24 protein-coding genes are annotated in these 26,178 nt (G+C 64.1%); 11 read left to right on the top strand and 13 right to left on the bottom strand.

Annotation, left to right across the window (positions count from 1 at the left end; genetic code table 11):
- Positions 1–12: 12 nt before the first annotated feature.
- Genes pobA through pcaD form a run of 6 tightly spaced genes read right to left on the bottom strand, consistent with a single transcriptional unit; the run spans position 13 to position 4,824 of the window.
- Complete coding sequence (pobA, locus tag NKH35_RS14380; RefSeq protein WP_352915021.1) at positions 13–1,185, bottom strand: 4-hydroxybenzoate 3-monooxygenase; 1,173 nt, start codon at positions 1,183–1,185, stop codon at positions 13–15.
- Entirely contained in the window at positions 1,185–2,237 is a 1,053-nt protein-coding gene (locus tag NKH35_RS14375) for a 3-carboxy-cis,cis-muconate cycloisomerase (RefSeq protein ID WP_352812042.1), read from the bottom strand. Before NKH35_RS14375 ends, pobA begins: the two co-directional genes overlap by 1 nt.
- Before the next feature lie 12 nt (positions 2,238–2,249).
- Positions 2,250–2,864: a protocatechuate 3,4-dioxygenase subunit alpha gene (gene pcaG / locus NKH35_RS14370; protein WP_352915019.1), complete on the bottom strand. Its 615-nt coding sequence runs from the start codon at positions 2,862–2,864 to the stop codon at positions 2,250–2,252.
- Entirely contained in the window at positions 2,864–3,619 is a 756-nt protein-coding gene (pcaH, locus tag NKH35_RS14365) for a protocatechuate 3,4-dioxygenase subunit beta (protein WP_352915016.1), read from the bottom strand. The genes pcaG and pcaH overlap by 1 nt, the downstream gene beginning before the upstream one ends.
- Positions 3,609–4,022 (bottom strand): 4-carboxymuconolactone decarboxylase, encoded by a 414-nt coding sequence (gene pcaC, locus NKH35_RS14360; protein WP_023685273.1) that lies wholly within the window; start codon positions 4,020–4,022, stop codon positions 3,609–3,611. The genes pcaH and pcaC overlap by 11 nt, the downstream gene beginning before the upstream one ends.
- On the bottom strand, positions 4,015–4,824 hold the full coding sequence (gene pcaD / locus NKH35_RS14355) for a 3-oxoadipate enol-lactonase (protein WP_023687922.1): 810 nt from the start codon (positions 4,822–4,824) through the stop codon (positions 4,015–4,017). Before pcaD ends, pcaC begins: the two co-directional genes overlap by 8 nt.
- A gap of 92 nt (positions 4,825–4,916) precedes the next feature.
- Between pcaD and pcaQ the strand changes: the two genes are divergently transcribed.
- The 9 genes from pcaQ (at position 4,917) to NKH35_RS14310 (ending at position 14,465) form a co-directional block, all read left to right on the top strand.
- Positions 4,917–5,834: a pca operon transcription factor PcaQ gene (pcaQ, locus tag NKH35_RS14350; protein WP_023685275.1), complete on the top strand. Its 918-nt coding sequence runs from the start codon at positions 4,917–4,919 to the stop codon at positions 5,832–5,834.
- A 276-nt stretch (positions 5,835–6,110) separates the two neighbouring features.
- The gene (locus tag NKH35_RS14345) at positions 6,111–7,409 is read left to right on the top strand and encodes an ABC transporter substrate-binding protein (protein ID WP_023733161.1); all 1,299 of its coding nucleotides are present in this window, start codon (positions 6,111–6,113) and stop codon (positions 7,407–7,409) included.
- 23 nt (positions 7,410–7,432) lie between these two features.
- Positions 7,433–8,173, top strand: coding sequence for an ABC transporter ATP-binding protein (locus tag NKH35_RS14340; protein WP_023691339.1), 741 nt, complete (start codon positions 7,433–7,435; stop codon positions 8,171–8,173).
- The gene (locus NKH35_RS14335) at positions 8,170–8,898 is read left to right on the top strand and encodes an ABC transporter ATP-binding protein (protein WP_352858439.1); all 729 of its coding nucleotides are present in this window, start codon (positions 8,170–8,172) and stop codon (positions 8,896–8,898) included. The genes NKH35_RS14340 and NKH35_RS14335 overlap by 4 nt, the downstream gene beginning before the upstream one ends.
- Complete coding sequence (locus NKH35_RS14330; protein ID WP_352915013.1) at positions 8,895–9,791, top strand: branched-chain amino acid ABC transporter permease; 897 nt, start codon at positions 8,895–8,897, stop codon at positions 9,789–9,791. The genes NKH35_RS14335 and NKH35_RS14330 overlap by 4 nt, the downstream gene beginning before the upstream one ends.
- Entirely contained in the window at positions 9,788–10,852 is a 1,065-nt protein-coding gene (locus NKH35_RS14325; protein WP_023736027.1) for a branched-chain amino acid ABC transporter permease, read from the top strand. Before NKH35_RS14330 ends, NKH35_RS14325 begins: the two co-directional genes overlap by 4 nt.
- A 2-nt stretch (positions 10,853–10,854) precedes the next feature.
- Positions 10,855–11,640, top strand: coding sequence for a coniferyl-alcohol dehydrogenase (locus NKH35_RS14320; protein WP_023725451.1), 786 nt, complete (start codon positions 10,855–10,857; stop codon positions 11,638–11,640).
- Between the two features lie 94 nt (positions 11,641–11,734).
- On the top strand, positions 11,735–13,180 hold the full coding sequence (locus NKH35_RS14315) for an aldehyde dehydrogenase (protein ID WP_352915011.1): 1,446 nt from the start codon (positions 11,735–11,737) through the stop codon (positions 13,178–13,180).
- 253 nt (positions 13,181–13,433) lie between these two features.
- A complete protein-coding gene (locus NKH35_RS14310) occupies positions 13,434–14,465 on the top strand; it encodes a hydroxyacid dehydrogenase (RefSeq protein ID WP_352444548.1) in 1,032 nt (343 codons plus the stop codon).
- Positions 14,466–14,625: 160 nt separating this feature from the next.
- Here the strand turns inward: NKH35_RS14310 and msuE are convergent, their stop codons facing one another.
- Together msuE and NKH35_RS14300 are read right to left on the bottom strand one after the other, a co-directional pair.
- Complete coding sequence (msuE, locus tag NKH35_RS14305; protein WP_352444550.1) at positions 14,626–15,186, bottom strand: FMN reductase; 561 nt, start codon at positions 15,184–15,186, stop codon at positions 14,626–14,628.
- Between the two features lie 125 nt (positions 15,187–15,311).
- Complete coding sequence (locus NKH35_RS14300) at positions 15,312–15,968, bottom strand: glutathione S-transferase family protein (protein ID WP_352521544.1); 657 nt, start codon at positions 15,966–15,968, stop codon at positions 15,312–15,314.
- A gap of 147 nt (positions 15,969–16,115) precedes the next feature.
- Here NKH35_RS14300 and NKH35_RS14295 point away from each other — a divergent pair, with 147 nt between their 5' ends.
- A complete protein-coding gene (locus tag NKH35_RS14295) occupies positions 16,116–17,003 on the top strand; it encodes an AraC family transcriptional regulator (RefSeq protein ID WP_023691348.1) in 888 nt (295 codons plus the stop codon).
- A 107-nt stretch (positions 17,004–17,110) separates the two neighbouring features.
- The gene (locus tag NKH35_RS14290; RefSeq protein ID WP_023824827.1) at positions 17,111–18,757 is read left to right on the top strand and encodes an acetolactate synthase large subunit; all 1,647 of its coding nucleotides are present in this window, start codon (positions 17,111–17,113) and stop codon (positions 18,755–18,757) included.
- A gap of 29 nt (positions 18,758–18,786) precedes the next feature.
- On the opposite strand, the gene NKH35_RS14285 is transcribed toward NKH35_RS14290, so the two are convergent.
- The 5 genes from NKH35_RS14285 to NKH35_RS14265 all read right to left on the bottom strand — a co-directional run.
- Positions 18,787–20,157 carry an alpha-glucosidase/alpha-galactosidase gene (locus tag NKH35_RS14285; protein WP_352915008.1) on the bottom strand — a complete coding sequence of 457 codons (1,371 nt, stop codon included), beginning with the start codon at positions 20,155–20,157 and terminating at the stop codon, positions 18,787–18,789.
- A 21-nt stretch (positions 20,158–20,178) separates the two neighbouring features.
- A complete protein-coding gene (locus tag NKH35_RS14280) occupies positions 20,179–21,846 on the bottom strand; it encodes an ABC transporter ATP-binding protein (protein WP_352915005.1) in 1,668 nt (555 codons plus the stop codon).
- A 10-nt stretch (positions 21,847–21,856) separates the two neighbouring features.
- On the bottom strand, positions 21,857–22,993 hold the full coding sequence (locus NKH35_RS14275) for an ABC transporter permease (RefSeq protein ID WP_023696252.1): 1,137 nt from the start codon (positions 22,991–22,993) through the stop codon (positions 21,857–21,859).
- Entirely contained in the window at positions 22,994–24,001 is a 1,008-nt protein-coding gene (locus tag NKH35_RS14270; RefSeq protein ID WP_023833956.1) for an ABC transporter permease, read from the bottom strand.
- A gap of 99 nt (positions 24,002–24,100) precedes the next feature.
- On the bottom strand, positions 24,101–26,178 hold a 2,078-nt coding region (locus NKH35_RS14265), incomplete at its 5' end, for an ABC transporter substrate-binding protein (RefSeq protein ID WP_502906979.1).

Here is a 26,178-nt window from a genome sequence, read left to right as displayed (position 1 = left end):
ATCGCACTGCCCTTAATAGGGCAAACCGACATAGTTCTCCGCCAGCGCGGTCGACGCCGCCTGCGAATGCACGAGATAGTCGAGCTCGGCTTCCTGGATGCGCTGGCCGAACTCGCCCGTATCGGGAAAGCGGTGCAGCATCGTCGTCATCCACCAGGAGAAGCGCACCGCCTTCCACACCCGAGCCAGCGCTTTGGCTGAATAGGCGTCGAGCCCGGCCGGCGACTTGTCCAGATAGAATTCGCGAAGCCCGGCAAAGAGATAGCGCACGTCGCTGGCGGCGAGGTTGAGCCCCTTGGCGCCCGTCGGCGGCACGATATGGGCGGCGTCGCCGACCAGGAACAGCCGGCCGAAGCGCATCGGTTCGGCGACGAAGGAGCGCAGCGGCGCGATCGATTTTTCGAAGGACGGGCCGGTAACGACGGCGGCTGCGGTCTGTTCCGGCAGGCGACTGCGCAACTCGTCCCAGAAGCGACCGTCGCTCCAGGCGTCGACCTGTTCGTCAGCCGCGACCTGCACATAGTAGCGGCTGCGATGCGTCGAACGCATCGAGCACAGCGCAAAGCCCCGCTCATGGTTGGCGTAGACCAGATCGTGATCGGCCGGCGGCACTTCGGCCAGCACGCCGAGCCAGCCGAAGGGATAGGTCCGCTCGAAGGTTTTCAGCGCCTGCCCAGGCGCCGATTTGCGGCTGACGCCGTGATAGCCATCGCAGCCGGCGATGAAGTCGCAGTCGATGCGATGGCCGACGCCGTCCTTCCCGTAGGTGACGTAAGGCGCTTCGCCATCGAAACCATGCAGCGCGACGTTGGCCGCCTCATAGACGGTGGTCAGCCCGGCCGCCTCGCGCTTGTCCATCAGATCGTGCGTCACTTCGGTCTGACCATAGACGGTGACATGCTTGCCGCCGGTCAGTGCCGTGAGGTCGAGCCGGTGCAGGCCGCCGCCGAACGCAAGCGAGATGCCGGCATGCAGCAGGCCCTCGGCATGCAGCCTTACAGCTGCGCCCGCCTCTTCGAGCAACTCGACGGTGCCTTGTTCGAGCACCCCTGCCCGCACCCGGCCAAGCACATGCTCCCGGCTCGAACGTTCGAGGATCACCGTCTCGACGCCAATGGTGCCGAGAAGCTGGCCAAGCAGCAGCCCGGACGGTCCGGAGCCGACAATGACAATCCGGGTGCGCATCAGTGTCCCAGGCTTTCGATCTGTCCGGCGAGTTCGGCGGCGAGCCGTAGCGCAGCCGCGGTCGCAACCGCCATCTGCGGCAAGAGCAGCCATTCCAGCGTCCAGGCAGCACCGGAGCGCTCCTGCTCATGCACCAGCGCCTGATGCATGCCGGAAAGCTGGGTGGCGTTGAAGCGCGCCAGCGTCACCAGCACTTCCGCCTTCACCGGGTTCTGCTTGTGCGGCATGGCCGACGAGCCGCCGCCGCCGGACAGCTTGATGTCGGTTCTATCTTGAGCCATCAGCGCAATGTCCTGGCCGAACTTGCCGAGGCTGCCGGTGATGAGCGATAGCAGCCCGGCGAATTCGGCCAGCGCATCCCGCTGGCTGTGCCATTGCGGCGCGTCGCCAAGGCCGAGCTTTGCGGCAAGGGCCGCGCGCACGGCAGGTCCTTTGTCGCCCAGCTTCTCCAGCGTGCCGGCGGCGCCGCCAAACTGCACCACGAGCAGACGCTTGGATTGCTCCGACAGTCTCTGCTGATGCCGTTGCAGCGGCGTGCGCCACACCGCCACGCGGTCCGACGCCTGAATTGGGATCGCCGGCTGCATGCGCGTCATCGCTGTCAATGCACGGCTGCCAAAACGTTCTTCCAGCCCCACCAGCCGCAGAATGTTTTCAGTCAGCAGCAGGTCGACATGTTCAATGAGCCGGCGCAGCCGAAGCACCAGGCCAGTGTCGATGACGTCCTGGCTGGTTGCGCCGAAATGCACGCCGGCGTCGTGCGGCGCCCCGACCGCTGCCTTCAACTGGCGCACCAGTTCGGGCACGATCACGCCATCCTTCGCCACACCGGCCCGCAGCCGCGCGGTGTCCGGCTTGTATGACAACAGGACAGGTATAATCGCCGCGGCGGCATCCGTGCCGATAATCCCGCTTTCGGCTTCCGCTTGCGCCAGCGCGCGCTCGAAATCGAGCATGGCGGCGATTTCCCCATCCACCGAAAAATGCCGAGCCGCCTCCTCGTCGCCGAGCAGGCCGGAAAGCAGCGGATGGTCGAAGGGCGATACGGTCATGTCATTGGTCTCCTAGCTGTCGAAGAAGACCGTTTCCTTCTCCCCTTGGAGATGGACGTCGAAAATATAGTTGTCGCCTTGCCGCTCGGCGATCAGCGTCGGCACTCGCACCTTGTGCTCGATGCGGGCCAGGATCGGATCCTCGGCATTGGCCTTGGCCTCGTCTGAGAAATAGAGCCGCGTGTGGAGGCCGATATTGATGCCGCGCGCGACGATCCACAAGCTGATATGCGGCGCCATCAGCCGCCCGTCGCCATACGGCACGCGTCCCGGCTTGATCGTCTGAAAACTGCACAGGCCGGTTTCCATGTCGGTCGGCTGACGGCCCCAGCCCTGAAAATCCGGATCGGCATCGCCGCGCAATTCGGCCGGCGAATTGTAGAAGCCATTGGCATCCGCTTGCCAGATTTCGATCAAGGCATCCCTGAGCGGCGTGCCGGTGCCGTCGAGCACGCGAATGCGCAAACCGATGCGGTCGCCCTTGGCGTTGTCGTTGAGCATCGTGGCGCCCAAGTCTGTCGGGTAGACGCCGCCGATACCACCGAAATTCGGCGTCAGCCCGATATGCACGTAAGGCCCGGCGGTCTGCGACGGGCTCTCCTTCAGCCGGGTCAGCGCCTGCGCCATCAATTTCCCTCCGGCCGGTTTTCGAACAGCGAGGCGCGACGTCCGCGCAACACGATGTCGAACTTGTAGGCGCGCGCATCGAACGGGATCGTCGCCTGCATGTCGAGCGCGGCGACCAGCGTTTCGATCGCCGCCCTGTCGCGGATACCGCGCACGATCGGGCACCGCCAGATCAGCGGGTCGCCCTCGAAATACATCTGCGTGATCAGCCGCTGTGCGAAGCCGTGGCCGAACACCGAGAAATGGATGTGCGACGGCCGCCAGTCATTGGGCCCGTTCTGCCAGGGATAGGGACCTGGCTTCACCGTGCGAAAGGCATAGCCGCCGTCGGCATCGGTGATGGTGCGGCCGCAGCCGCCGAAATTCGGATCGAGCGGCGCGAGATAGCCGTCCTTCTTGTGGCGGTAGCGGCCGCCTGAATTGGCCTGCCAGAATTCGAGCAGCGCGCCGGAGACGCCCTGGCCGCGCTCGTCGAGCACGCGGCCATAGACGATGATACGCTCGCCGATTGCGCTCTCGCCGGGCTTGGCGAAGTTGTGGATCAGGTCATTGTCGAGTTCGCCGAGCATGGCGTGGCCGAACACCGGACCGGTGATTTCCGACGCCGTGTTGTCGAAGGCCAGCAGCGCCTTTTGCGGCGAGCGCAGCACCGACGTCTTGTAGTCGGGCGTCAGCGCCGGCGGATGCCAGCCGCGGTCGCGCTGGAAGAAGGCTCCGCTCTCGGGCCTGCGGTTCGAGCCGGCATCAGCTGGCATGGCCAGCCCTGCTTCCGTCCATTTCCGAAAACACCTCCTTGGCGATCCTGAAGGCGCGGTTGGCGGCCGGCACGCCGGCATAGATCGCGACATGCAGGAACGCTTCGCAGATATCGTCGCGCGACGCACCGGTGTTGGCGGTGGCGCGCACATGCATGGCGACCTCTTCATCATGGCCAAGGGCGGCCAGCAGTGCCAGCGTCACGATCGAGCGTTCGCGCCTGCTGAAGCCCGGACGCGCCCACACAGTGCCCCAGGCTGCCTCGGTGATCAGCTCCTGGAACGGCCGGTCGAAATCGGTGACGGCATCCTCGCTGCGATCAACATGCGGGTCGCCGAGCACCGAGCGCCTGACGGTCAGCCCGGTCTGATATCTGGTTTCGTTTTTGGGCAGTTCATCCATGGGTCTGCTTTCTCAGGGGAAGCGCCGCGACGAAATCGCGGATCAGGGTGGTCAGCGCCTTGGGCTGTTCGACGCAAGGGATGTGCGCGGCGTCACGAATGATTTCGAAATGTGCGCCTGGGATCAGATCGGCCAGCCAGCGGACGAGATCCGGCGGCGTCGAGCCGTCCTGGTCGCCAACGACGCAAAGCGTGGGTACCGCGATCCCCTGCGCGGCCTCGGTGAAATCGGCATCGCGCACCGCGGCGCAGGTGCCGACATAGCCGGCGACGGCTTGCCGGGTCATCATGTTCCAGTAGCCGTCGAGCTCGGCGACACGGTCCGCGTGGAAGGCAGGCGTAAACCACATTTTGAGCACGGCATCGGCGATGGCCTGGATACCTTTGCTTTCGACCGTTTCGATGCGGGTGTTCCAGCTGTCGGCCGTGCCGATCTTGTGGGCGGTGTCGCACAGGATGAGGCCGTCGACGATTTCGGGGCGCCGGGCATAAAACCCTTGCGCAATCAGGCCGCCCACCGACAGGCCGCACAGCACCGCATTGTTCAGTTCGAAATGATCGATCAGGCCCGACAGATCATCGACATGCTCGTCGATCGAGCTGACGCCACCAATGTCGGACAGGCCATGGCCGCGCTTGTCGTAGACCAACACAGGCATTTCGCCACCCAGTTCGGACAACACCTCGTCCCAGACGCGGAAGTCGGTGCCCAGCGAATTGATGAACACGATCGGCCGCGCATTTCCCTTCGCCTTGATATGGCGATGGTGCAGCGTGATGCCGCCAATGTTGACGAATGGCACGATTTCGATCCTCCGTGTTCACATTGCACAAGGCATTTGGTTTGGTAAAATGATATTTTACGCCGTTTCATTAACTGCTAGGTTATGAGAACATGTCCGAAAGCCGCATAAGGTTCCGTCACCTGCAGGCATTCCTTGAGGTAGCGCGGCAAGGCAGCGTGGCGAGGGCGGCCGACTTTCTCCATGTCAGCCCACCGGCCGTGACCAAGACGTTGCGCGAATTGGAGGAGGCGCTTGGCATCGCTGTCGTCGAACGCGACGGCCGCGGCATCAGGGTGACACGGCTTGGCGAAATCTTTCTCGGCCATGCCGGCACGGCGATCACGGCACTGAAGCGCGGCGTCGATTCCGTCCGCCAGGACGGCGCCATCAACCGGCATCCGATCCGCATCGGCGCGCTCCCGACAGTGTCGGCCAAGGTGATGCCACGCGCCATAAGCCTGTTCCTGAGTGAAAATACCGGTGCTGCGATCAAGATCGTCACCGGCGAGAACGCGGTCCTGCTGGAACAGTTGCGCGTCGGTGCGCTCGATCTCGTCGTCGGCCGGCTTGCGGCGCCGGAAAACATGACCGGCTTCTTCTTCGAGCATCTCTATTCCGAACCGGTGCTGTTCGTGGTGAGGGCCGGCCATCCGCTGCTGCAGCCGGGCCAGGACATCTTCGCCCGGCTCGATGAATTCCCGGTGCTGATGCCGACGCGGGAGTCGGTCATCCGCCCCTTCGTCGACCGCCTGTTCATCACCAACGGCATGACGGCGCCTGCGACCGAGATCGAGACCGTCTCGGATTCCTTCGGCCGTGCCTTCCTGCGCCAAAGCAATGCGGTCTGGATCATATCGACAGGCGTCGTCGCCAACGAACTCTCCAGCGGCGCCTTCGTCGCCTTGCCCGTCAACACCGAGGAAACCAAAGGGCCGGTCGGCCTGACGATGCGGACCGACACTGCGCCTTCGCCGGCCTTCACCATCCTGCTGCAGACCATTCGCGAGGCGGCCAGCCAGAACGCCTGAGCACCTTTCGCCAATCTGGCGCAGAGCGGGCCTTCAGCCGTATTTCCATAACCTGTTGGTTAACGAAACACCGCAAAATATCATTTTACCAAACCAAACACCTAGGGCACTGTGACGATGGGAGGATCGAAATCGTGCCGTTATCGGCATTGGCGGCGTTCCGCTGCCGCCTCAAGGCCTGCCGGGGCGATCTCCGATCTTAAGAACGGGCGGCATCGATTTTGAGCAGGCCGGCGGTGACCTCCAGGTGCCGTCAGGAAAGGGAGGAATACCAGCATGACCTCAAGCAAATCCGGCGTCTCGCGGCGCCAGTTCATCGCCACATCGCTCGCCGGCGGCGCGGCACTTGCGCTCAGCCGCGGCCAGGCCTTCGCGCAGGCCGCCGACACGCTGAAGGTCGGCTTTGTCAGCCCGCGCACCGGGCCGCTCGCCGGCTTCGGCCAGACCGACGGCTATGTGCTCGACCTCGCCCGCAAGGCGCTCGCCAACGGCCTAGACATCGGCGGCAAGAAATACAGTGTCGAGATCATCGACCAGGACACGCAATCCGACCCGTCCCGCGCCGGCCAGCTCGCCAAGGACCTCATCAACAACCAGGCCGTCGACCTGATGCTTGCGGTGTCGACGCCGGAGGTGATCAACCCGGTCGCCGACGCCTGCGAAGCCGCCGGCGTGCCTTGCCTCTCCACCGTCATGCCGTGGGAGGCCTGGTATTTCGGCCGCGGCGCCAAGCCCGGCGAACCCTCGCCGTTCAAATGGACCTATCATTTCGGCTTCGGCGTCGACGAGTTCTTCCGGACCTACATCTCGCAATGGAACCTGATCGAGACCAACAAGAAGGTCGGCGTCATGTATCCCAACGACGCCGACGGCAATGCCATCCGCACCCATCTGGCGCCGTTGCTGGCAAAGCAGGGTTTCACCATCGTCGATCCCGGCGCCTACGAGACCGGCACCACCGACTATTCCTCGCAGATCGCGCTGTTCAAGCAGGAAGGCGTCGAGATCTTCAACTCCTTCCCGATCCCGCCGGACTTCGCCGCCTTCTGGCGTCAGGCTGCACAGCAAGGCCTGATCAAGCAGATCAAGATCTGCCAGGTCGCCAAGACCGGATTGTTCCCGTCCGACATCGAGGCGCTGGGCGATCTCGGCAACAAGATTTCGAGCGCCGCTTACTGGCACAAGGCCTTTCCCTACAAGTCGCCGCTGACCGGCGTTTCGGGAATCGAACTGGCCGACGGTTATGAGGCCGCCAGCGGCAAGCAGTGGACGCAGCAGCTCGGCGCCTCGATGTCGCTGCTCGACGCCGGCTTCGAGGCGCTGAAGGCAAGCACCGACGCCAAGGACAAGGCGGCCGTCGCCAAGGCGCTGAGCACGCTCAACACCGAGACCATGATCGGCAAGGTCGACTTCACCAGCGGCCCGGTCGCCAATGTCTCTCCCGGCCCGATCATCGGCACCCAATGGGTGGCGGCCAAGGAAGGCGGCAAATTCCCGCTCGACTACGTCGTGACCGAGAACGCCACCGACCCGAAGGTTCCGGTCGAGGCCAAGCTCCAGCCGTATAACGGCTGACGGTCGGCTACGGGGATCGCATCGTGAACGGTTCAGCAAACGCCGCGATCCTCCGCGCTGCCGGCATCCAGAAACGCTTCGGCGCGCTGGTGGTGCTCGACGATGTCGACTTCGCCATGAATGCCGATGAGGCCGTCGGCATCGTCGGCCCGAACGGCGCCGGCAAGACGACGCTGCTCAGCATCTTATCAGGCGCCTTCCCGCCGAGCGCCGGCACGGTCGCCTTCAAGGGTGGCGATGTGACCGCGATGCCGGCTACAGCGCGCTGTCGTCTCGGCCTGGTGCGCACGCACCAGGTGCCCAAGCCGTTCAGCGGCATGACCACCTTCGAGAACGTTTTTGTTGCCGCGTCGCATGGCGCCGGTCTCGCCCGCGACGAGGCCTATGAAGAGGCGCTGGAGTCGCTGAAACTGTGCGGCATGATGGGCGTGGCCAACCGGCGCGCCGAAACGCTCGGCCTGCTCGACCGCAAGCGGCTGGAACTTGCCCGCGCGCTCGCGGCAAGGCCTACGCTGCTTCTGCTCGACGAGATCGGCGGCGGACTGACCGATGGCGAGGCGAGCGAACTTGTCGATACCATCAAGGAATTGCGCCGCCGCAAGATCGGCATCGTCTGGATCGAGCACATCGTCCACATCCTGCTGCAGGTGGCAGAGCGGCTGATCTGTATGGACGCCGGCAAGATCATCGCCGATGGCGAGCCGCAAGCGGTGATGGCCGACCCGGAAGTCGTGCGCGCCTATCTCGGCGGAGGCCCGAAATGAGCCTGCTCGCAATCGAGAATCTGGTCGTCCGCCATGGCCTGTTGCAGGCGGTGCGCGGTGTGAGCTTTACGATCGAGCGCGGCGAAACGCTGGCGCTGGTCGGCGCCAACGGCGCCGGCAAGACGACGCTGCTGCGGGCGATCGCCGGCGCGCACCAGCCGACGGCCGGCCGCGTGCTGCTGAATGGCGCCGATATCACCGGCGTTCCCTCGCACAAGCGCGTCGGCATGGGCGTCGCGCTGGTGCCGGAAGGTCGAAAACTGTTCGTGCAGATGACGGTCGAGGAGAACCTCCTGCTTGGCAGAACCGCCGGCCGTCCCGGCGACTGGAGCGTGGAACGAGTGCTCGACACGTTCCCCAATCTGAAGCCGCGCCGCCACGCCAAGACCGGGCATCTCTCCGGTGGCGAGCAGCAGGCCACCGCCATCGGCCGCGCGTTGATGAGCAATCCGGAGCTGCTGCTGCTCGACGAGGTCTCGCTCGGCCTGTCGCCGCTGGTGGTCGATCGCGTATACGCTTCGCTGCAAGGGCTGATCAGCTCCGGCACGACGATCATCCTGGTCGAACAGGACCTCAATCGCGCGCTCTCGGTCTCGGACAAGGTCATCTGCATGCTCGAAGGACGCGTCGCGCTGGAAGGCCCGAGCAAGGGCATGTCCCGCGATGAAGTGACGAAAGCCTATTTCGGCCTGCACAGAAAAAGCGCCGGGAGTGTGCCGGCATGAGCAACCAGATCGTCCAGGGCATCCTGCTCGGCGGCTACTACGCGCTGATCGCCTGCGGCCTCTCCTTCATGTTTTCGGTGATGCGCATCATCAACCTCGCGCATGGCAGCCTGGCCGTGTTTTCCGCCTACGCGCTGTGGTGGCTCGCCTCGCAATTCCATATCTCGCCCTTCGTCGGCCTGCTCATCGTGCTGCCGCTGATGGCGGCCATCGGCTGGGCGCTGCAACGCTTCCTGCTCGAGCGCAGCGCCCGTGGAGGCGCGCTGCTGCCGATCCTGACCACGTTCGGCCTCGCCATCGTCATCGACAATGCGCTGTTCGAGCAGTTCGGCGCCGACACACGTTCGCTGGCGCCCTATATCGGCAGCCTCTCCTACGATTCCTGGGAATGGCCGGGCAGCATCTATGTCGGCAAGCTTGCCGTGATCATGTTCGCCGCCGCCGTCATATTGCTTGGCGGACTGCAGCTGTTCCTTACCAACACCAGGCTTGGCCGCTCGATCCGCGCCACGTCGGAAGATCCCGACACGGCCGGTCTCGTCGGCGTCGATGCGCGCCGCGCCAACGCCCTCGCCGCCGCCATCGCCATGGTCACGGTCGGTCTTGCCGGCGCCTTCCTCGCCATGCGCGCCACCTTCGATCCCTATACCGGCGCACCTCAATTGCTGTTCGCTTTCGAGGCGGCGGTGATCGGCGGCGCCGGTTCGCTATGGGGCACGCTGGTCGGCGGCATCGTTCTGGCGCTCGCCCAGACGCTCGGCGCGCAGATCCATCCGCAAGGTTTTCTGATCGGCGGCCATGTCGCCTTCCTGATCGTGCTGTTCATCCGGCTCTCCACCTCCGGCCTTGGCCTGCGCGGCCTGCTGCGCCTGCCCGCGAGGAAAGCATCATGAGCGCGGTTTTAAACGACCCCGTCATCGAGCGCGGCACCTCCGCCTCGCGCATCTCGGCGATTGCGGTCGTCGTCATCATCGCGCTGCTTGGCATCGCGCCGCACTTCCTGTCGGCCGGCGCCGTCGACCGCCTGACCGCCTTGTTCATCTATGTGATCCTGGCAGCGATGTGGAACGCGCTGGCCGGCTTCGGCGGGCTGGTTTCGGTTGGACAGCAAGTGTTCTTCGGCCTCGGCGCCTATTTCGCCATCCGTCTGGCCGATGCCGGCCTCAACCCGTTCGCCTCGCTGTTCGTTTCGGCGATCATCGTCGGCGCGATCTCCTGGCCAATGTCGCTGTTCATGCTGAAGCTTAAGAACGGCGAGTTCGCCATCGGCATGTGGGTGATCGCGGCGCTCACCCATCTGCTGGTCAATCTCGACCGGCTGGTGCAAGGCGAGACCGGGACGTCGCTGATCTCGCTCAACATCTATGACGCCGGTTCCAGGCGGGCGACGATCTACTGGCTGGCGTTGGCCGCGATGACGGCGCTCCTTGCCATCCTGTTTAGCCTGCTGCGTGGCAGCACGGGTGCGGCCATCCGCGCCATCAGGGACAATGAGGAGGCCGCGGCATCGGTCGGCGTGCGCGTCACCGGAACCAAGCGGCTGCTCTTCGTGCTCGCCGCCTTCGGCATCGGCATGGCCGGCGCGCTGTGGTTGGCCACGTCGATCACCTTCCAGCCGAAAACCTACTTCAACGTCCAGTGGACCGCCTACATGATCTTCATGGTGCTGGTCGGCGGCATCGGCACCTTCGAGGGCGCCATTCTGGGTGCGCTGCTGTTCTTCCTCATCGAGACCTGGTTCGGCGGCGCCGGCGTCTGGTATCTGATCGGCCTCGGCGCCACGGCGGTGCTGTTCTCGCTCTTCCTGCCGCGCGGCCTGTGGGGAACGCTGGAGGAGCGCTTCGGCCTGCGCCTGCTGCCGGTCGGCTATCGCGTCAGGCTCCCGCCAAACGCCGCAGATGGCGACGCGGCGCCCTCGCCGCAACAGGCCGCAACGCATCCAGAAAAGGCGTGACCATGCTGTTCGGCAAGACCATCCTCATCACCGGTGTCGCCTCTGGTATCGGCGCTCGCACGGCCGAACTTGCCGGCCAACTGGGCGCTGACGTGATCGGCGTCGACGTGCGTGAACCGGCAGCATCGGCCGGCAGTTTCGTCAAGGCTGACATCTCATCCAAGGCCGGCGTCGACGATCTCCTCGGGCGCCTGCCGCAGCGCATCGATGCGCTCTGCAATGTCGCCGGCCTCCCCGGCAACACCGGTGCGGTGTCGACACTGGCGGTCAACTTCTACGGCCTGCGCGCGCTCTCGGAAGGCCTCGCACCAAGACTTCGTGAAGGCGGCGCCGTGGTCAACGTCGCCTCGATCGCCGGCTATGGCTGGCGCGCCAATCTCAACCGCGCGGCATCGATGGTCGGCATCGAAGGCTTTCCCGATGTGGCGAAGATGATCGCCGACCATCAGGTGAAGAACGAGGAAGGCTATCCCGTTTCCAAGGAGCTGCTGCTGTTGTGGACGCAGCGCGCCGCACATCAGGATCTGTTCAGGAGCCGCGGCATCCGCGTCAATGCAGTGAGCCCCGGCCCGGTCGAGACGCCGATCCTCAAACAGTTCCGCAATGTGCTGGGTGACGCCCGCGTGGACAGCGACATCGCCAGGGTCGGGCGCGCCGGAACCTCGGGCGACATCGCGCCTGTCGTGCTGTTCCTGTGCTCGGACGGCGCACGCTGGGTCAACGGCGCCAATGTGCCTGTTGACGGTGGGCTTGAAGCATCGATCAATGCCGAGGTGCTCGGCTTCTAGACCATGATCCCGAAAAGTGGGAGCCGGTGTTCGGATCAGATCGTGGTCGATAATTGATAGAAAAGACGCTCCACGGCGAGCGAGGGAGAGAACAATGGACATCGGACTTCTGATCGACGGCGACAAAAGGGATGCCTCCGGCTCAGCCTCTTACGAGCGCATGGACCCGTTCACCGGCAAGCTGGCGACCCGCGCTGCCGCAGCCAGCATCGCCGACGCCAATGCCGCGGTCGAAGCCGCTGCTGCCGCTTTCAAGACGTGGTCGAAGACCGGTCCGGGCGAGCGCCGCGCTTTGCTGTCCAAGGCGGCCGATGTCATGGACTCCAAGGTCGGCGAATTCACCAAGTTGATGATGGAAGAAACCGGCGCGACCGGCCCCTGGGCTGGCTTCAACGTCATGCTCGCCGCCAAAATGCTGCGCGAGGCAGCCGCCATGACGACGCAGATTTCGGGCGAGGTCATTCCCTCCGACAAGCCCGGCACGCTGGCCATGGCGATCCGCCAGCCGGCCGGCGTCTGCCTCGGCATCGCGCCGTGGAATGCACCGGTCATCCTCGGAACCCGTGCCATCGCCATGCCGATCGCCTGCGGCAACACGGTTGTGCTGAAAGCTTCGGAAATGTGCCCAGGCACGCACCGGCTGATCGGCCAGGTGCTGGTCGAGGCCGGCCTGCCCAAGGGCGTCATCAATGTCGTCACCAATGACCCCAAGGACGCAGCGGCAATCGTCGAAACACTGGTCGCGCACCCAGCAGTCAGACGCGTCAACTTCACCGGCTCGACGAAGGTCGGCAGGATCATTGCCGAACTCGCCGGCCGTCACTTGAAGCCAGCGCTGCTCGAACTTGGCGGCAAGGCGCCGCTGGTCGTGCTGGACGATGCCGACATCGACGCCGCGGTCAATGCGGCGACCTTCGGCGCCTACATGCATCAGGGCCAGATCTGCATGTCGACCGAGCGTCTGGTCGTTGATGAAAAGGTCGCCGACGAATTCGTCGCCAAGCTCGCCGTCCGCGCGGCGCAGCTGCCGGCCGGCGACCCGCGCGGCCATGTCGTGCTCGGTTCGCTGATCAGCAGCCAGGCCGCCGACAAGATGGAAGAACTGGTTGCCGACGCCGTCGCCAAGGGCGCCAGGCTTGTGGCCGGCGGCAAGCGCACCGGAACCGTGGTCGAGGCGACATTGCTCGACCACGTGACGCCGGCGATGCGCGTCTATTCGGAAGAATCCTTCGGCCCGGTCAAGCCCGTGATCCGCGTTGAGGGCGAGGACGAAGCGGTACGTGTCGCCAACGACACCGAATACGGCCTGTCCTCAGCCGTGTTCAGCCGCGACATCCGCCGTGCCATGACGGTCGCCGCGCGCATCGAAGCCGGTATCTGCCACATCAACGGCCCGACCGTCGGCGACGAGGCACAAATGCCGTTCGGCGGCGTCAAGGGTTCAGGCTACGGCCGCTTCGGCGGCAAGGCCTCGATTGCCGAGTTCACCGACCTGCGCTGGCTGACCATCGAGGATCCGGGGCAGCACTATCCGTTTTGACTGCACCTTCTCTCACAGGGGAGAAGGAAAGGAGCCCTCAGGGCCGTTGCCTGGCGAGCCAACGGATTCCCGCATCAAAACCCGGCAAGGCTCGAGCCACGCGATCGGCGGCCCCTCCCGGAGTTGTAAATCGTTTAATCGTGGGTATTTTACCCCTCAAGCACATGCCGCCGGACGGCGGCAAGCGGTTTTGGGGACTACCGCAAGTGCAAAGCAAAATACGCGATACGGATCGCGCCGGGGAGGAGTCGTTATGCCAAACAAGGCCCTGCCGCTGGTCATCAGCGCGCCGGAACCACGCACGCTCGACCTGATCTTCACCTCACCGCAGCTGGCGCGCCTCAAGGCGCATTACCGCGTCGTCGAGACGACGGCCGAGGGCGTGGCGAACTTGCCCGCCGACGTGCTTGCCGAAGCCCGCTATATTATCGGCCAGCCGCCGATCTCGCCCGAGACCTTGGACCGGATGCAGGCGCTGCGTTGCGTCTTCAATGTCGAGACCAACCTCATCAACAACATGCCCTATGAGACGCTGTTTGCGCGCGGCATCCATGTCGTCACCACCGGCCTCGTCTTCGCCGAGCCGGTGGCCGAGCTTGGCCTCGCCATGGCGCTCAACCTTGCCCGAAATATTGTCGATGCCGACCTCGCTTTCCGCAAAGGCGAGGAGCTGTGGGGCGGCGATGGCAATTTGACGGCGCGGCTTCTGTCCGGCGCCGATGTCGGCATCATCGGCTTCGGCGATCTCGGCCGTGCGCTGAACCGGCTGCTGTCGGGCTTTCGTACCCGCACCAAGGTCTTCGATCCCTGGCTGCCGCCATCGATCCTGATCGACAATGGCGTCGAACCGGCCTCGCTCGACGAGGTGCTGTCGACCAGTGACTTCGTCTTCGTCGTCGCTTCGGTGACCTCGGAGAACCAGGGTTTTCTCGGCACCGATGCCTTTGCCAGCATGCGCAAGGGCGCCGCCTTCATCCTGCTCAGCCGCGCCGGCGTCGTCGATTTTCCGGCCTTGATGGCGGCGGTGAAGAGTGGTCACATCCTTGCCGCCAGCGATGTCTTCCCCGAAGAGCCGCTGGCGGCGGACCATCCGGTCCGTGCGATCCCCGGCTTCCTGCGCTCCGCCCATCGCGCCGGCGCGCTCGACATCGCCTTCAAGCGCATGGGCGACATGGTTCTGGAAGACATGGACCTGATCGACCGCGGCCTGCCGCCGCTGCGCTCCAAGCGCGCCGAGCGCGAGACCGTGTCAAGGATGCGTTCGAAGCCGGCGGACAGGAACTAGTTATCGCGATAAATCCGTCTGAAATGGATTTCGGAGTTAGCCAAGCCGCGTTGTCATCGTCGCTCAGGATGACCGCAAGCGCGGGAACCTTTGCACGGCGATACCCCGCCAGGCCTGGCCGGCGGGGTATTGATTTGCGGATCACGTAAAAATCTGCGTGCTATCCGGCCGCGACGCCGGCAGCTGAGCGATTGGCCAGCACCAGCCCGACCTCGCCGACGACCTGCTCGACGCGCTTCAGGATGGGTTCTGCCCGCAGCACGCCATCGGAAAAATCCTTGTCCGTGGCATAGACCCCTGTCGGCAGCGTCAGCGCCTCGAAGAAGCCGAACAGCGGCCGCAACTGGTGCTCGACGATCAACGCGTGGCGATCGTTACCGCCGGTGGCAAGCAGCACCACCGGCTTACCGCGCAAGGAAGCGGGATCGAACAGATCGAAGAAGTGCTTGAACAGGCCGGTGTAGCTGCCCTTGTAGGTCGGCGACCCCACCACCAGCACATCGGCATTGACGACGCTGTCGAAGATTGCCCGCGCCTGACCGTCGAGATCGCGCGCCCATTTGGCAGCGCCAAGTGAGGGGCCGAGGTCTTCGATGTCGTAGGTACTCGCCGACAATCCATGCTGGCGCGCAATGTCCCTGACGACCTGGTCGACGAAGCCGCGCGTCTTGGACGGCCGGGTGAAATTGCCGGAAAACCCGACGACGGTTGGATTGGGCATGTTTCTCTCACCTCTCGCGGACCTGCTTGATGCCGCATATTTACAGGCTTGCGCCTGCCGCAAGAAGCAAATGACTGACCTTGCAGCACCATAGTGAGGAATTTTTTTCCGTTTGCCCGCTCGTCTCAGGCCGCGAGAAGCCGGCCATAGGATTCCAGGTAGAAGCCGGGCGACCTTGCGCAGGTCCGCACCGCCTCCCTGGCGGCAACCGTTTCCTGCCACCGCAGCAGGCGCTCGCATTCGGTCGGCATGGCAAAGCCCAGATATTTCTCAAGCACGCACAGCTGTTCGAACCAGGGATAGAAGGCGACGTCGGCGGCGCTGAATTCCGAGCCCAGCAAAAACCGTTCGTCCGCCCCTCGCCTCGCAAAGGCATGCTGTTCCACAAAGCGCAGGGCGTCGCCAAGCTGGGCCTTGATCCGCTCATGAACCATAGCGTCGGAACTGTGCATCATGGTTGCCGTCCTGGCGTAAAGCTGCGTGTCGGCGAAGCTGATCCAGATGCGCGCCTCAGCGCGGGCATGAGCATCCCTGGGGAAAATCGGCCGTTCGGGGAATGCATCATCGAGATATTCGCAGATGATCGCCGACTCCCTGACATATTGCCCCTGATGGCGCAGCAGCGGCACCTTTCCCGTCGGCGTGAGTTTCAGGAACCACGCCGGCTTGTTGCGCAGATCGATTTCGATTTCCGTCGCCTGCAGGCCTTTCTCGGCAAGGGCGAGCCTGACACGGTGCGCATAGGGACAAAGCTGCGCGACAAAAAGCTCGATTGGCGGCATGAATAACTCCTGAGTTTCGTTATCGCCGGCAAGCGGCCTGTCGGGCATAGCTAGGTCCAGTAAGGCCGGCGCGCTATTCGACAGCGTCTGGATTGATTTATCGATCGTCTGTTTCTGGAGCGAAGCGTGGATCTCCTGGCTACCCTCATGCGCGAATTGCACTTCGCAGCCGCCGGGTACCGGCGCCTCGAACTGGCCGCGCCCTGGGCGATCTCGTTCAGCCAGGCTGGACTTCGCGGCATTCACGTCGTCATCAAGGGGCGATGCGAGGCGGTGTTCGGTGAGGAAGATGTCGAGCCTCTCGATGCCGGCGACCTGATCATTGCACCGCGCGCCGATCCGCATGTGCTGCGGTCGCCCGGCGCGCTCAAAAGCGCGAACGTCCCCGCCGCCGAACTGGCGACCCAAACCGCAGCCGGGCGTATTCGCAGCGGCGGCGAAGGCGAAAAGACCGTCATCCTGTGCGGCGCCTTCGCCTTTCGCGACGCCGACCATCCGGCACTTGCCGGCCTGCCGCGCATCGTTCACATCCGGGGATCGAATGGCCGTCTGCCCAAATGGCTGCGTGGCTATGTCGAGGCCTTGCTGGTGGAAGCGACCGACGAAGGTCCCGGCAGCGACGTAGTAATGGCTCGCCTGTCTGGGGCCATCGTCACGCGCGCCTTGCGCTCCGGTCTGGAAAGCATGGACAATCCAGGTTGGCTGAGGGGATTGCAGGACCCCGCGATCGCCAGAGCGCTCGCGACCCTGCATGAAGCCTATGGCCACGACTGGACGATCGAGACCCTGGCACGCGCGGTCGGGCTCTCCAGGGCAACCTTTGCCGCCCGCTTTCGCGATCTCGTCGGCGAAGCGCCCATGGCCTATCTCTTCGGCTGCCGCATGCGGCAGGCCAGCCGGCTGCTGCACGAGGGCAAGAGCCTGGGCCAAGTCGCCGAGGCGGTCGGCTACAGCTCGGAAGCCGCCTTCTCCACCGCCTTCAGGCGCCACGCCGGCGTCTCGCCCGGCCAATTCAGGAAACGGAAGGATCTGTAAGGCAGAGCGATATTGGCGGCGGCCGCGCCTCGCGGTAGGACTTTGCCAGCACTATGTCTGATCATATCCCGACGCGGTTCGCCGCCGCTTTGCCCAGGAGATGCTTCGTGCCCAAAGGTTCTGACCTGCTTGTTGCCGCCCTCGAGAATGAGGGCGTCGATCGCATCTTCGGCATTCCCGGCGAAGAAAACCTGGACGTCGTCGAATCCATCCGCAAATCCTCGATCCAGCTCATCCTCACCCGTCATGAGCAGGCGGCGGCGTTCATGGCCGCCACCCATGGCAGGCTCACCGGCAAGCCAGGTGTGTGCATCACCACGCTGGGACCCGGCGCCCTGAACCTGACGACGGGTGCCGCCTATGCGCTGCTCGGCGCCATGCCGATGATCATGATCACCGGGCAGAAGGGCATCCGCTCGTCGCGCCAGGCCCGCTTCCAGATCGTCGACATCGTCGCCGCGATGAAGCCGTTGACCAAGCTGTCACGTCAGATCATCTCGGCGAAGACCATTCCCGCCGTGGTGCGCGAAGCGTTTCGGATTGCCGAGGAGGAGCGTCCGGGGCCGGTGCATCTGGAACTGCCCGAAGACATCGCGGCCGAGGAGTGCGACGATGTCGCGCTGATCCCGCCGCATCCGGTCGAGCTTCCGCTGGCCAGCCCGCTGGCGCTCGACCGTGCCGCTGAGATGATCATCAAGGCGCAGCGGCCGCTGGCGATGCTGGGCGCCGCCGCGTCGCGGCCGCGCTCGACCTCCGACCTCGCCCAGTTCGTCATCAGAACCGGCATTCCCTATTTCACCACCCAGATGGGCAAGGGCACGGTGCCCGGCGGCACCGAACTCTACATGGGCACAGCGGCGCTGTCGGAGCGCGACTATGTGCATGAGGCGATAGAACAGGCCGACCTCATCATCACCATCGGCCACGACACGATCGAGAAGCCGCCCTTCATTATGGGCGACAAGGGACCGAAGGTGATCCATGTCGGTTACCAGCCAGCCAATGTCGAGCAGGTCTATTTCCCGCAGACCGAAGTGATCGGTGACATCGGCGCTTCGCTCAGGCTGCTTGCCGACCGGATCGAGGGCAAGATCCCCAACGCGCAAGCGTTGCTGCCATTGCGCGAAGGCATTTTGACCCGCATTGCCGCCCGCGCCACCGAAGACCGTTTCACGCCGCAGCGTCTGGTTCATGACGTGCGCGCGGTGATGCCGGCCGATGGCATCCTGGCGCTCGACAACGGCATGTACAAGATCTGGTTCGCGCGCAATTACCGCACGCGCGTCGCCAACACTTTGCTGCTCGACAACGCCCTGGCCACGATGGGCGCCGGCCTGCCCTCGGCGATGACGGCCGCGATGCTCTATCCCGCACGCCGCGTCATGGCGATCTGCGGCGATGGCGGCTTCATGATGAACAGCCAGGAACTGGAAACCGCCGTCAGGCTGAAGCTCAACCTCGTCGTGCTGATCATCGAGGACAATGCTTTCGGCATGATCCGCTGGAAGCAGGCGGTCGACCGGTTCCCCGATTTCGGCATGACCTTCGGCAATCCCGATTTCGTCAGATATGCCGAGGCCTATGGCGCCAAGGGAACCAGGGTCGGCGCCGTCTCAGAAATACAATCGACGCTTGAACAGGCTTTTGCCGGCGGTGGCGTCCATCTCGTCGTCGTTCCGATCGACTATTCGGAGAACGAGCGCGTGCTGGTCGAGGAACTGCGCCACCGGTTGCCGGCGCCACCGGAGGCCTGACGGTGGAGTAGATACCGCCGCAGCAGCGCTCAGGCGGCCCGGACCTTGGCGCTCCCACGCGCCCAGGTCGGCAGCCAGTCGCCATGTGTCGCCAGCAACTCATCGACCAGCGCCCAGATCTGGTCGAGATCGAGTTCGGCCGCCGTATGCGGGTCCATCATCGCCGCGTGGTAGATGTGCTCGCGGTTTTCGGTCATCAACGCCTGCACCGTCAGTTCCTGCACATTGATGTTGGTGCGTATCAACGCGGTGAGTTGCGGCGGCAGCTCGCCAATATAGGTCGGCTGGATGCCGGAGGCGTCCACCAGACACGGCACCTCGGCGGCGCAATTGTCCGGCAGCGAGGTGATGCAGCCATTGTTGCGGACATTGCCGTAGATCACCGAAGGCTCCCCGGTCCACACCGAGTTCATGATCGAGGACGCGTATTCCTTCGATTGCTCGACTTCGATGCGGTCGGCCGAGCGATAGGCCTCGGCCTGGCCCTTCCAGCGCTCGATCTGTTCGATGCAGCGCTTGGGATATTCGTCGAGCGGAATGCCGAACTTGTCGATCAGGTCGGGGCGGCCTTCCTTGATGAAATAGGGCGTGTATTCGGCGAAATGCTCGGAGCTTTCGGTGACGAAATAGCCGAGCCGCGTGAGCATCTCGTAGCGCACCTTGTTGGGGCACCGCGGGTTCCAGCCCGGCTTCGGTGCCCTGCCCTCGCGATAGGCGCGGACGAGGTCCGGATAGAGGTTGCGGTAAGAGCCATCCGGCTGCCGGTGCTCGAACTTCAGGTAGAAGGCCATGTGGTTGATGCCGGCCGAGCGGTAGCGTATCTCGTCGTAGGGAATGTCGAGATCGTGCGCCAGTTCCATCGCTGTGCCTTGCACCGAATGGCAGAGGCCGACCTGTTTGATGTCAGGAAATTTCTCTGAAATCGCCCAGGTGTTGATCGCCATCGGGTTGACGTATTGCAGCATGATCGCGTCGGGGCAGACGGCCAGCATGTCCTCGCAGATCTTCCACAGATGCGGCACGGTCCGGAGGCCGCGCATGATGCCGCCGACGCCGAGCGTGTCGGCAATGGTCTGGCGCAGGCCGTATTTCTTCGGCACCTCGAAATCGGTGACGGTGCAGGGCTCAAAGCCGCCGATCTGGAAGGCGACGACGACGAAGTCGGCGCCGGCGAGCGCCCTGCGCTGGTCGGAATAGGTCTCGGCCTTCGCCTTCACGCCCAGCGTTGCGATCAGCTTGTTGACGACGATGGCGCTCTCTTCCAGCCGCTGCGGATTGATGTCCATCAGCGCGATCGTCGCGCCTGACAGCGATGGGCGCTGCAGCACGTCGCCGACAATGTTCTTCATGAACACGGTCGAACCCGCGCCAATGAAGGTGATCCTGGGATGTCTTGCCACTATTAAACCTCCGGCACTTTGCTACGCCACGTCGAAGGCGGCCCTGACGAGCCGTTCGGTGTAGGCGGTCTTGGGATGGGTGAGGACCTCGTCGACAGTCCCCTGTTCGACGATCTTGCCGTTCTGCATGACGATGACACGGTGGCAGAGCGCGCGCACGACCTTGAGGTCGTGCGAAATGAAGAGATAGCTAAGGCCGCGTTCGTCCTGCAGCTTGCGCAACAGGTCGATGATCTGCGCCTGCACCGAAAGGTCGAGCGCCGATGTCGGTTCGTCGAGCAGGATGAATTCGGGCTCCAGCGCGATGGCTCGGGCAATGGCGATGCGCTGCCGCTGGCCGCCGGAAAATTCGTGCGGGAACCGCGACAGGATATCGCCGGGCATGCCGGCGCTGACCAGGGCGTCGCGAACCCGATCGATCCGCTCGCGCCGTGTCGCGCCGATCCTGTTGACGACCAGCCCTTCCTCGATGATCTGGCCGATCGTCATACGCGGGTTGAGCGACGAGAACGGATCCTGAAAAACGACCTGCATGCGCGAGCGCAGCGGCCGCATCTCGGCGCGCGACAGGCCGTGGATCGGCTGGCCGTCGAAGCTGACCTCGCCGCGCTTGGCCTCGGTGAGTCTGAGCAAGGCGAGACCGAAGGTGGTCTTGCCGGAGCCGGATTCGCCGACCAGCCCCAGTGTCTCGTGGCGGCAAAGCTTCAGGCCGAGATCGTCGACGGCGACCAGCTCGCGCCAGTCCGGCTTCAGGAAGCTGCCATGGCGCAGCATGAAGCAGACGCGCATATTGCGGGCCTCGAGGATGGTGCCGCTGTTTTCCGGCAGCGGCTGCGGCTTGCCGTGCGGCTCTGAAGCGAGCAGCCGCTTGGTATAGGCATGCTGCGGGTCGGCGAACAGCCGCTCGGTAACGTTGTGCTCGCACATCTCGCCATGCTGCATGACATAGACATAGTCCGAGAATTTCCGCACCACGGTGAGGTCGTGGGTGATCAGGATGACCGCCATCCTGAGTTCTTTTTGCAGATTGCGGATCAAATTGAGGATCTGTGCTTGCACCGTGACGTCGAGCGCTGTCGTTGGCTCGTCGGCGATCAGCACATCGGGGTCGTTGGCGAGCGCCATGGCGATCATCACGCGCTGGCGCTGCCCGCCCGACATCTGGTGCGGATACTGTTTGATGCGCGCTTCCGGCTCGGGGATCTGGACATGCCGCAAAAGCTCGAGCGCCCGCGCCCAGGCTTGCTTGCGGCTGACCTTTCGATGCACTCTGATCGCCTCGACGATCTGACTGCCGACCGTATAGATCGGGTTGAGCGAGCTCATCGGCTCCTGGAAGATCATCGAGATGCGATTGCCGCGCAACTTGCGCCGGGCGCTCTCGGGGAATTTCAGTATGTCCTGCCCGCAATAGTGGATGGTGGATTTCGGCGACACGGTGGCCCGCTTTGACAAGAGCCCCATGACAGCGCGCGCCGTCACCGACTTGCCGGAACCGGACTCGCCGACGATGGCGATCGTCTCCCCGCGATAGAGCTGGAACGAGACATCCTTCACCGCGTCGACGACGCCGTGCTCGACCTTGAAGGCGACCTCGATGTTGCGGGCATCGATGATGGGTTGGTCGTGGCGGCCGGCATGGTCGAACCGGACGGCTGGTGCGAAGGTGGCTGCGAGCGCTACAGTCATCCCGGCCACCTCAATAGGGATCGACGGCATCGCGCAGGCCGTCGCCCAGCGCGTTGAAGGCAAAGACGGTGATCAGCACGAAGCCGACCGGCGACAGGATCCACGGATAGGTGCCGATGACCGAATAGGTAGCCGTGTCCTGCAGCATCAGCCCCCACGAGATCAGCGGCGGCTTCACCGCGAAGCCGAGGAAGCCGAGAAAGGCTTCGAGCAGTACCACCGTCGGGATGGCGATCGTCACGGCGACGATGACGTGGCTCATCACATTGGGGAAAATGTGTTGCATGATGATGCGCATGTCGGTGGCGCCGACCGCCATGGCGGCGCGCACATAGTCGATCCGCGCCAGCGCCAGCGTCTTGCCGCGCACCTCGCGCGACATCTGCGCCCAGCCCAGCGCCGACATGACGATGATGACAAAGGCGAGGAAGACGTTGGTCGGCGCGGTCACCGGGATCAGCGTCGTCAGCGCAAGATAAAGCGGCAATTGCGGGAAAGCGAGCACCAACTCGACAAAGCGCTGCATCCAGACGTCGAAGCGGCCGCCGAAATAGCCCGAGACCATGCCGACCGTGGTGCCGATGACGGTGATGATGAACACCACCGTCAGCGCGATCATCAGCGAGACGCGCGAGCCCTGGATGGCGCGCGACAACACATCGCGGCCGAATTTGTCGGTGCCGAGAAAATGCACCGGCTGGCCGTCGGCCGAAGCGAAGAAATGCCGGTTGGCGGGGATCAGGCCAAGCAGCCGGTAGTCGGCGCCCTTGACGAAGAAGCCGAGCAGGCGCGGATGCTCGTAATCCGGCCCGACGACCGGCTGGAAGGTGACCGGGTCGAGGTCTGCAGAATCCGCCAGCGCATAGACCCGCGGCTGGAGCACGAAATTCCCGTCTCTGTCGTGAAAACTCATCACTTGCGGCGGGGCGAAAGCGACATCGGTCGCCTTGGGGTCCATCGGCGCGAAGAAATCGGCAAACAGCGCCATCAGCACCAGAAGCACGACCAGGATCAGCCCGGCCATGCCGGTCCAGGAGCGCCTCAGCCGGCGCCAGACCAGCGCCATATAGCTCTCATTGCCGCGTGGGGTCGCAATCGCGGTTGCTTCAGCCGGGGGCGGCGGCGGGGATGGGTCACGCGCCAGCATCTAGCTCTCCCTGAACTGGCGTACGCGCGGATCGAGCAGCGCGAGCAGCATGTCGGCGATGATGTTGCCGACGATCAGCGTTGCCGACAGCACCATCATGAAGGTCGCCGTGACATAAACGTCGCCGACCGCCATCGAGCCGACGATGGCGGGCCCGACCGTGGGCAGCGCAAAGATGATGCCCGTCTCGATCTCGCCGGTCAGCATGTAGGGCAGCACCACGCCCTGATACATGATGAGCGGGTGCAGTGCGTTGGGCACGGCATGGCGCATGACGACGGCGCTGCCGGTCAGGCCCTTGGCCTTGGCCGTCTCGACATATTGCGCGTTCAGCGTATCGAGCAGATTGCCGCGCATGACGCGCATATTGTAGGCGAGCCCGCCGAAGGTGGCGATCGCCACCACCGGCCAGACATGCTTGACGAGATCGGCGAATTTCGCCCACGACCACGGCGCGCCGCCATATTGCGGCGAGAAGAAGCTGCCGATCTCCGACACGTTGAACTGGAAGACCAGGAGATAGACGATGATCAGCGCCATCAGGAAGCGCGGCACGGTCATGCCGAGGAAGGAGATGGCCGACAGCGCCGAGTCGATCCATGTGTATTGCCTGGTCGCCGCCCAGATGCCGAAGGTGATGCCGAGCACCGACGCCAGCAGATGGCAGACCAGTGCCAGCAGCAGCGTGCGCGGCAGCCGCTCGCCGACCACGGCGGCGACCGGCTTGTTGTAATAGAGGCTGTAGCCGAAATCGCCGCGGGTGATGATGCCGGCGACCCAGTTCAGGTACTGGACGGGCAGCGGTTTATCGAGGCCGTGCTCGACCCTATAGGCCTGCGCCTGCGCGTCGGCTTCGGCAAAAGACGCCCCGCCCTGGTTGATAAGCTGCGAGCGGATATAGTCGGCATAGTCGCCCGGCGGCGCCTGGATGATGGCAAAGGTGACCAGGCTCAGGATGACCATGACCGGGACCGCCGATGCTATGCGCATGGCCAGGAATCGCAGCATCGGACCGTTTCTCCTCCTTTGATCTAATCTGTTGCCGCTGACCTTACTCCGTCCCGGCCGCGCGCGCCGCGCGGCCGGGCGTCAGCCAGGGGAGGAAACTCAGTTCGTCGGACCCTTGTCGCCGGGCTTGCCGGGAAGCTGGTCGGGAAAGAGTTCGTATTTTTGCTGCTTGTCGGCGGCGACGAAGACGCGTTCGCGCACGATCGAATCCTCGGCCCAGTTGAACATGAAGATCGGCGTTCCCTGCGGGATGTTGGAGAAGCGCTTGTTGATGATCAGGGCGCCGGGATATTCGGTCAGTCCGATATTGTAGACATGCTCCGTCGAGATCTTCTGGAACGTCTTCATCAGGCTGGCGCGCTCGTCATTGTCTGACGAGGAGACGAACTTGTTGACGATGTCGACAAGCTCCTTTTCGAACGGCATCAGGTCGACCACGCCGCTTTCGGGCGCGCGGTGATCCCAGCTGGTCTTGGGTCCGACGGGCGCGAGTTGCACGGTATTCTGCACGACGGAAGTCAGCTCCTGCTCGTTGCGCCTGATCAGCCAGTCGAAGCGGCCGGAATATTGCGAGGCATCACGCTGGGTGCCGTTGAGGCCGTTGAGCACGACCCTGATGCCAAGCTTTTCCATCTGGCCGACGACGCCTTCGGCGAGGCTCTTGTCAGTGCCGTAGTCATTGTTGACCAGCATCACGATCTCGACATTCTTGCCGCCGGCGGTCCCGGCCGGGAAGTTCACGAAGCCGTCGCCATCCGTATCCTTGAGACCAGCCTTGGCCAGTTCCGCCTTGGCGCCCTCGATGTCGAAGGGATAGTAGACGGTCGAGTTGCGGTCATAGAAGCTGGTGCCCGAGGAAAAGCCACCGGGGTAGATGGCGGTGAACGGCCCCTTGACCAGCGAGTCGCCGAGCGCCTTGCGGTCGAGCGCCATGGTGATGCCCTTGCGGAAGTCCTCATTGCGATTGAGCTCGCGGATCGCCTGGCCGCGTTCGTCGGGATTGCCCCAGCCATTGGCGGAAAAGTTCATGCGCAGATTGTAGCCGATCAGGCGCGGGCCAAAGGCGAGCCGGGCCGGCGCGTCCTTGTCCGCCGCTCGCTTCAGCGAAGCGACGAAATTCTCCGGCTGCTCGAGGTTGGAGAAGTCGGCGGCCCCTGCCACCGCCTGCACGTCGCGGTCGGCCCAGGTCGACAGCTTGTAGTGCAGTTCGTTGAGATAGGGCAGCTGGTTGCCCTTCTCGTCGACCTTCCAGTAGTAGGGATTGCGGCGCAAGACGATGATGTCGTCAGGCCTATACTCCACCGGCACCCAGGCGCCCATCACCGGAATGTTCATATATTCCGGCGGGAACGCGTTCTTGAACTGCTCGTAGGTATTCTTCGAGTACTTCGGATGCTGCGGCTTGAGGATATGCGCTGGGCCGGGGCAGAAGGTGCCATAGGCCATGGCGTAGAGATACTGTTTGGGGAAAGCGTCCTTGAAGGTCCACTCGACGGTGTAATCGTCGACCTTCTTCAGCGTCGTGCCGACACCGAAGGTTTCCGCTGTGGCGCCGTTCAACGGCGAGACATTGGGGTCGACGACCTCATCGTCCCAGTAGAACATGACATCGTCGGCATTGAAGGCAACGCCGTCAGACCATTTGGCGCCTTCGACCAGGTGCATGGTCAGCGTGTGGCCATCCTTCGACCAGTCCCAGCTCCTGGCGAGGTTGGGCAGCGGCTCGGTGTCCTTGGCCTCGACCTGGAACAAAGGCGCGGTGCGCGTCAGGCATTCCGAAAGGCCGATGTCGATGCCGCCCCATCCTTGGGTCTGGCCGGCGCCATAATTCCAGCCTTCCGGCCGGCCGCCAATGACGTGGCGCATGGTGTCGCCATAAACGCCGATGCCGTCCGGCATGTTGCCGGTCTTGAACACCAGCGGCTCCTTCGGCAGGCGATCCTTGACCGGCGGCAGCTTGCCAGTCTTGACGTATTTCTCGGTGACCCACTCGGGCTCGTGATATTCGGGCAGCGCCTTGAACTCCAGGATGGAATCGCGGGCGACGTATTTGATCTTGCCCTCGGCGGGAAACGCCCCCCGCGCCCGCGGCGTGGTCGGCTCGGCCGCGTATGCACGGCCCAGCCCCGCATCCGCGACGCTCAGCGCCCGCCCCGCGAGCATGCCAATTACACGCA

It is taken from the genome of Mesorhizobium sp. M1143, assembly GCF_040318435.1.
Classification (GTDB): domain Bacteria; phylum Pseudomonadota; class Alphaproteobacteria; order Rhizobiales; family Rhizobiaceae; genus Mesorhizobium.
The sequence above is the reverse complement of the archived record's forward strand: the minus strand, read 5'-3'. Positions and strand labels throughout refer to the sequence as shown.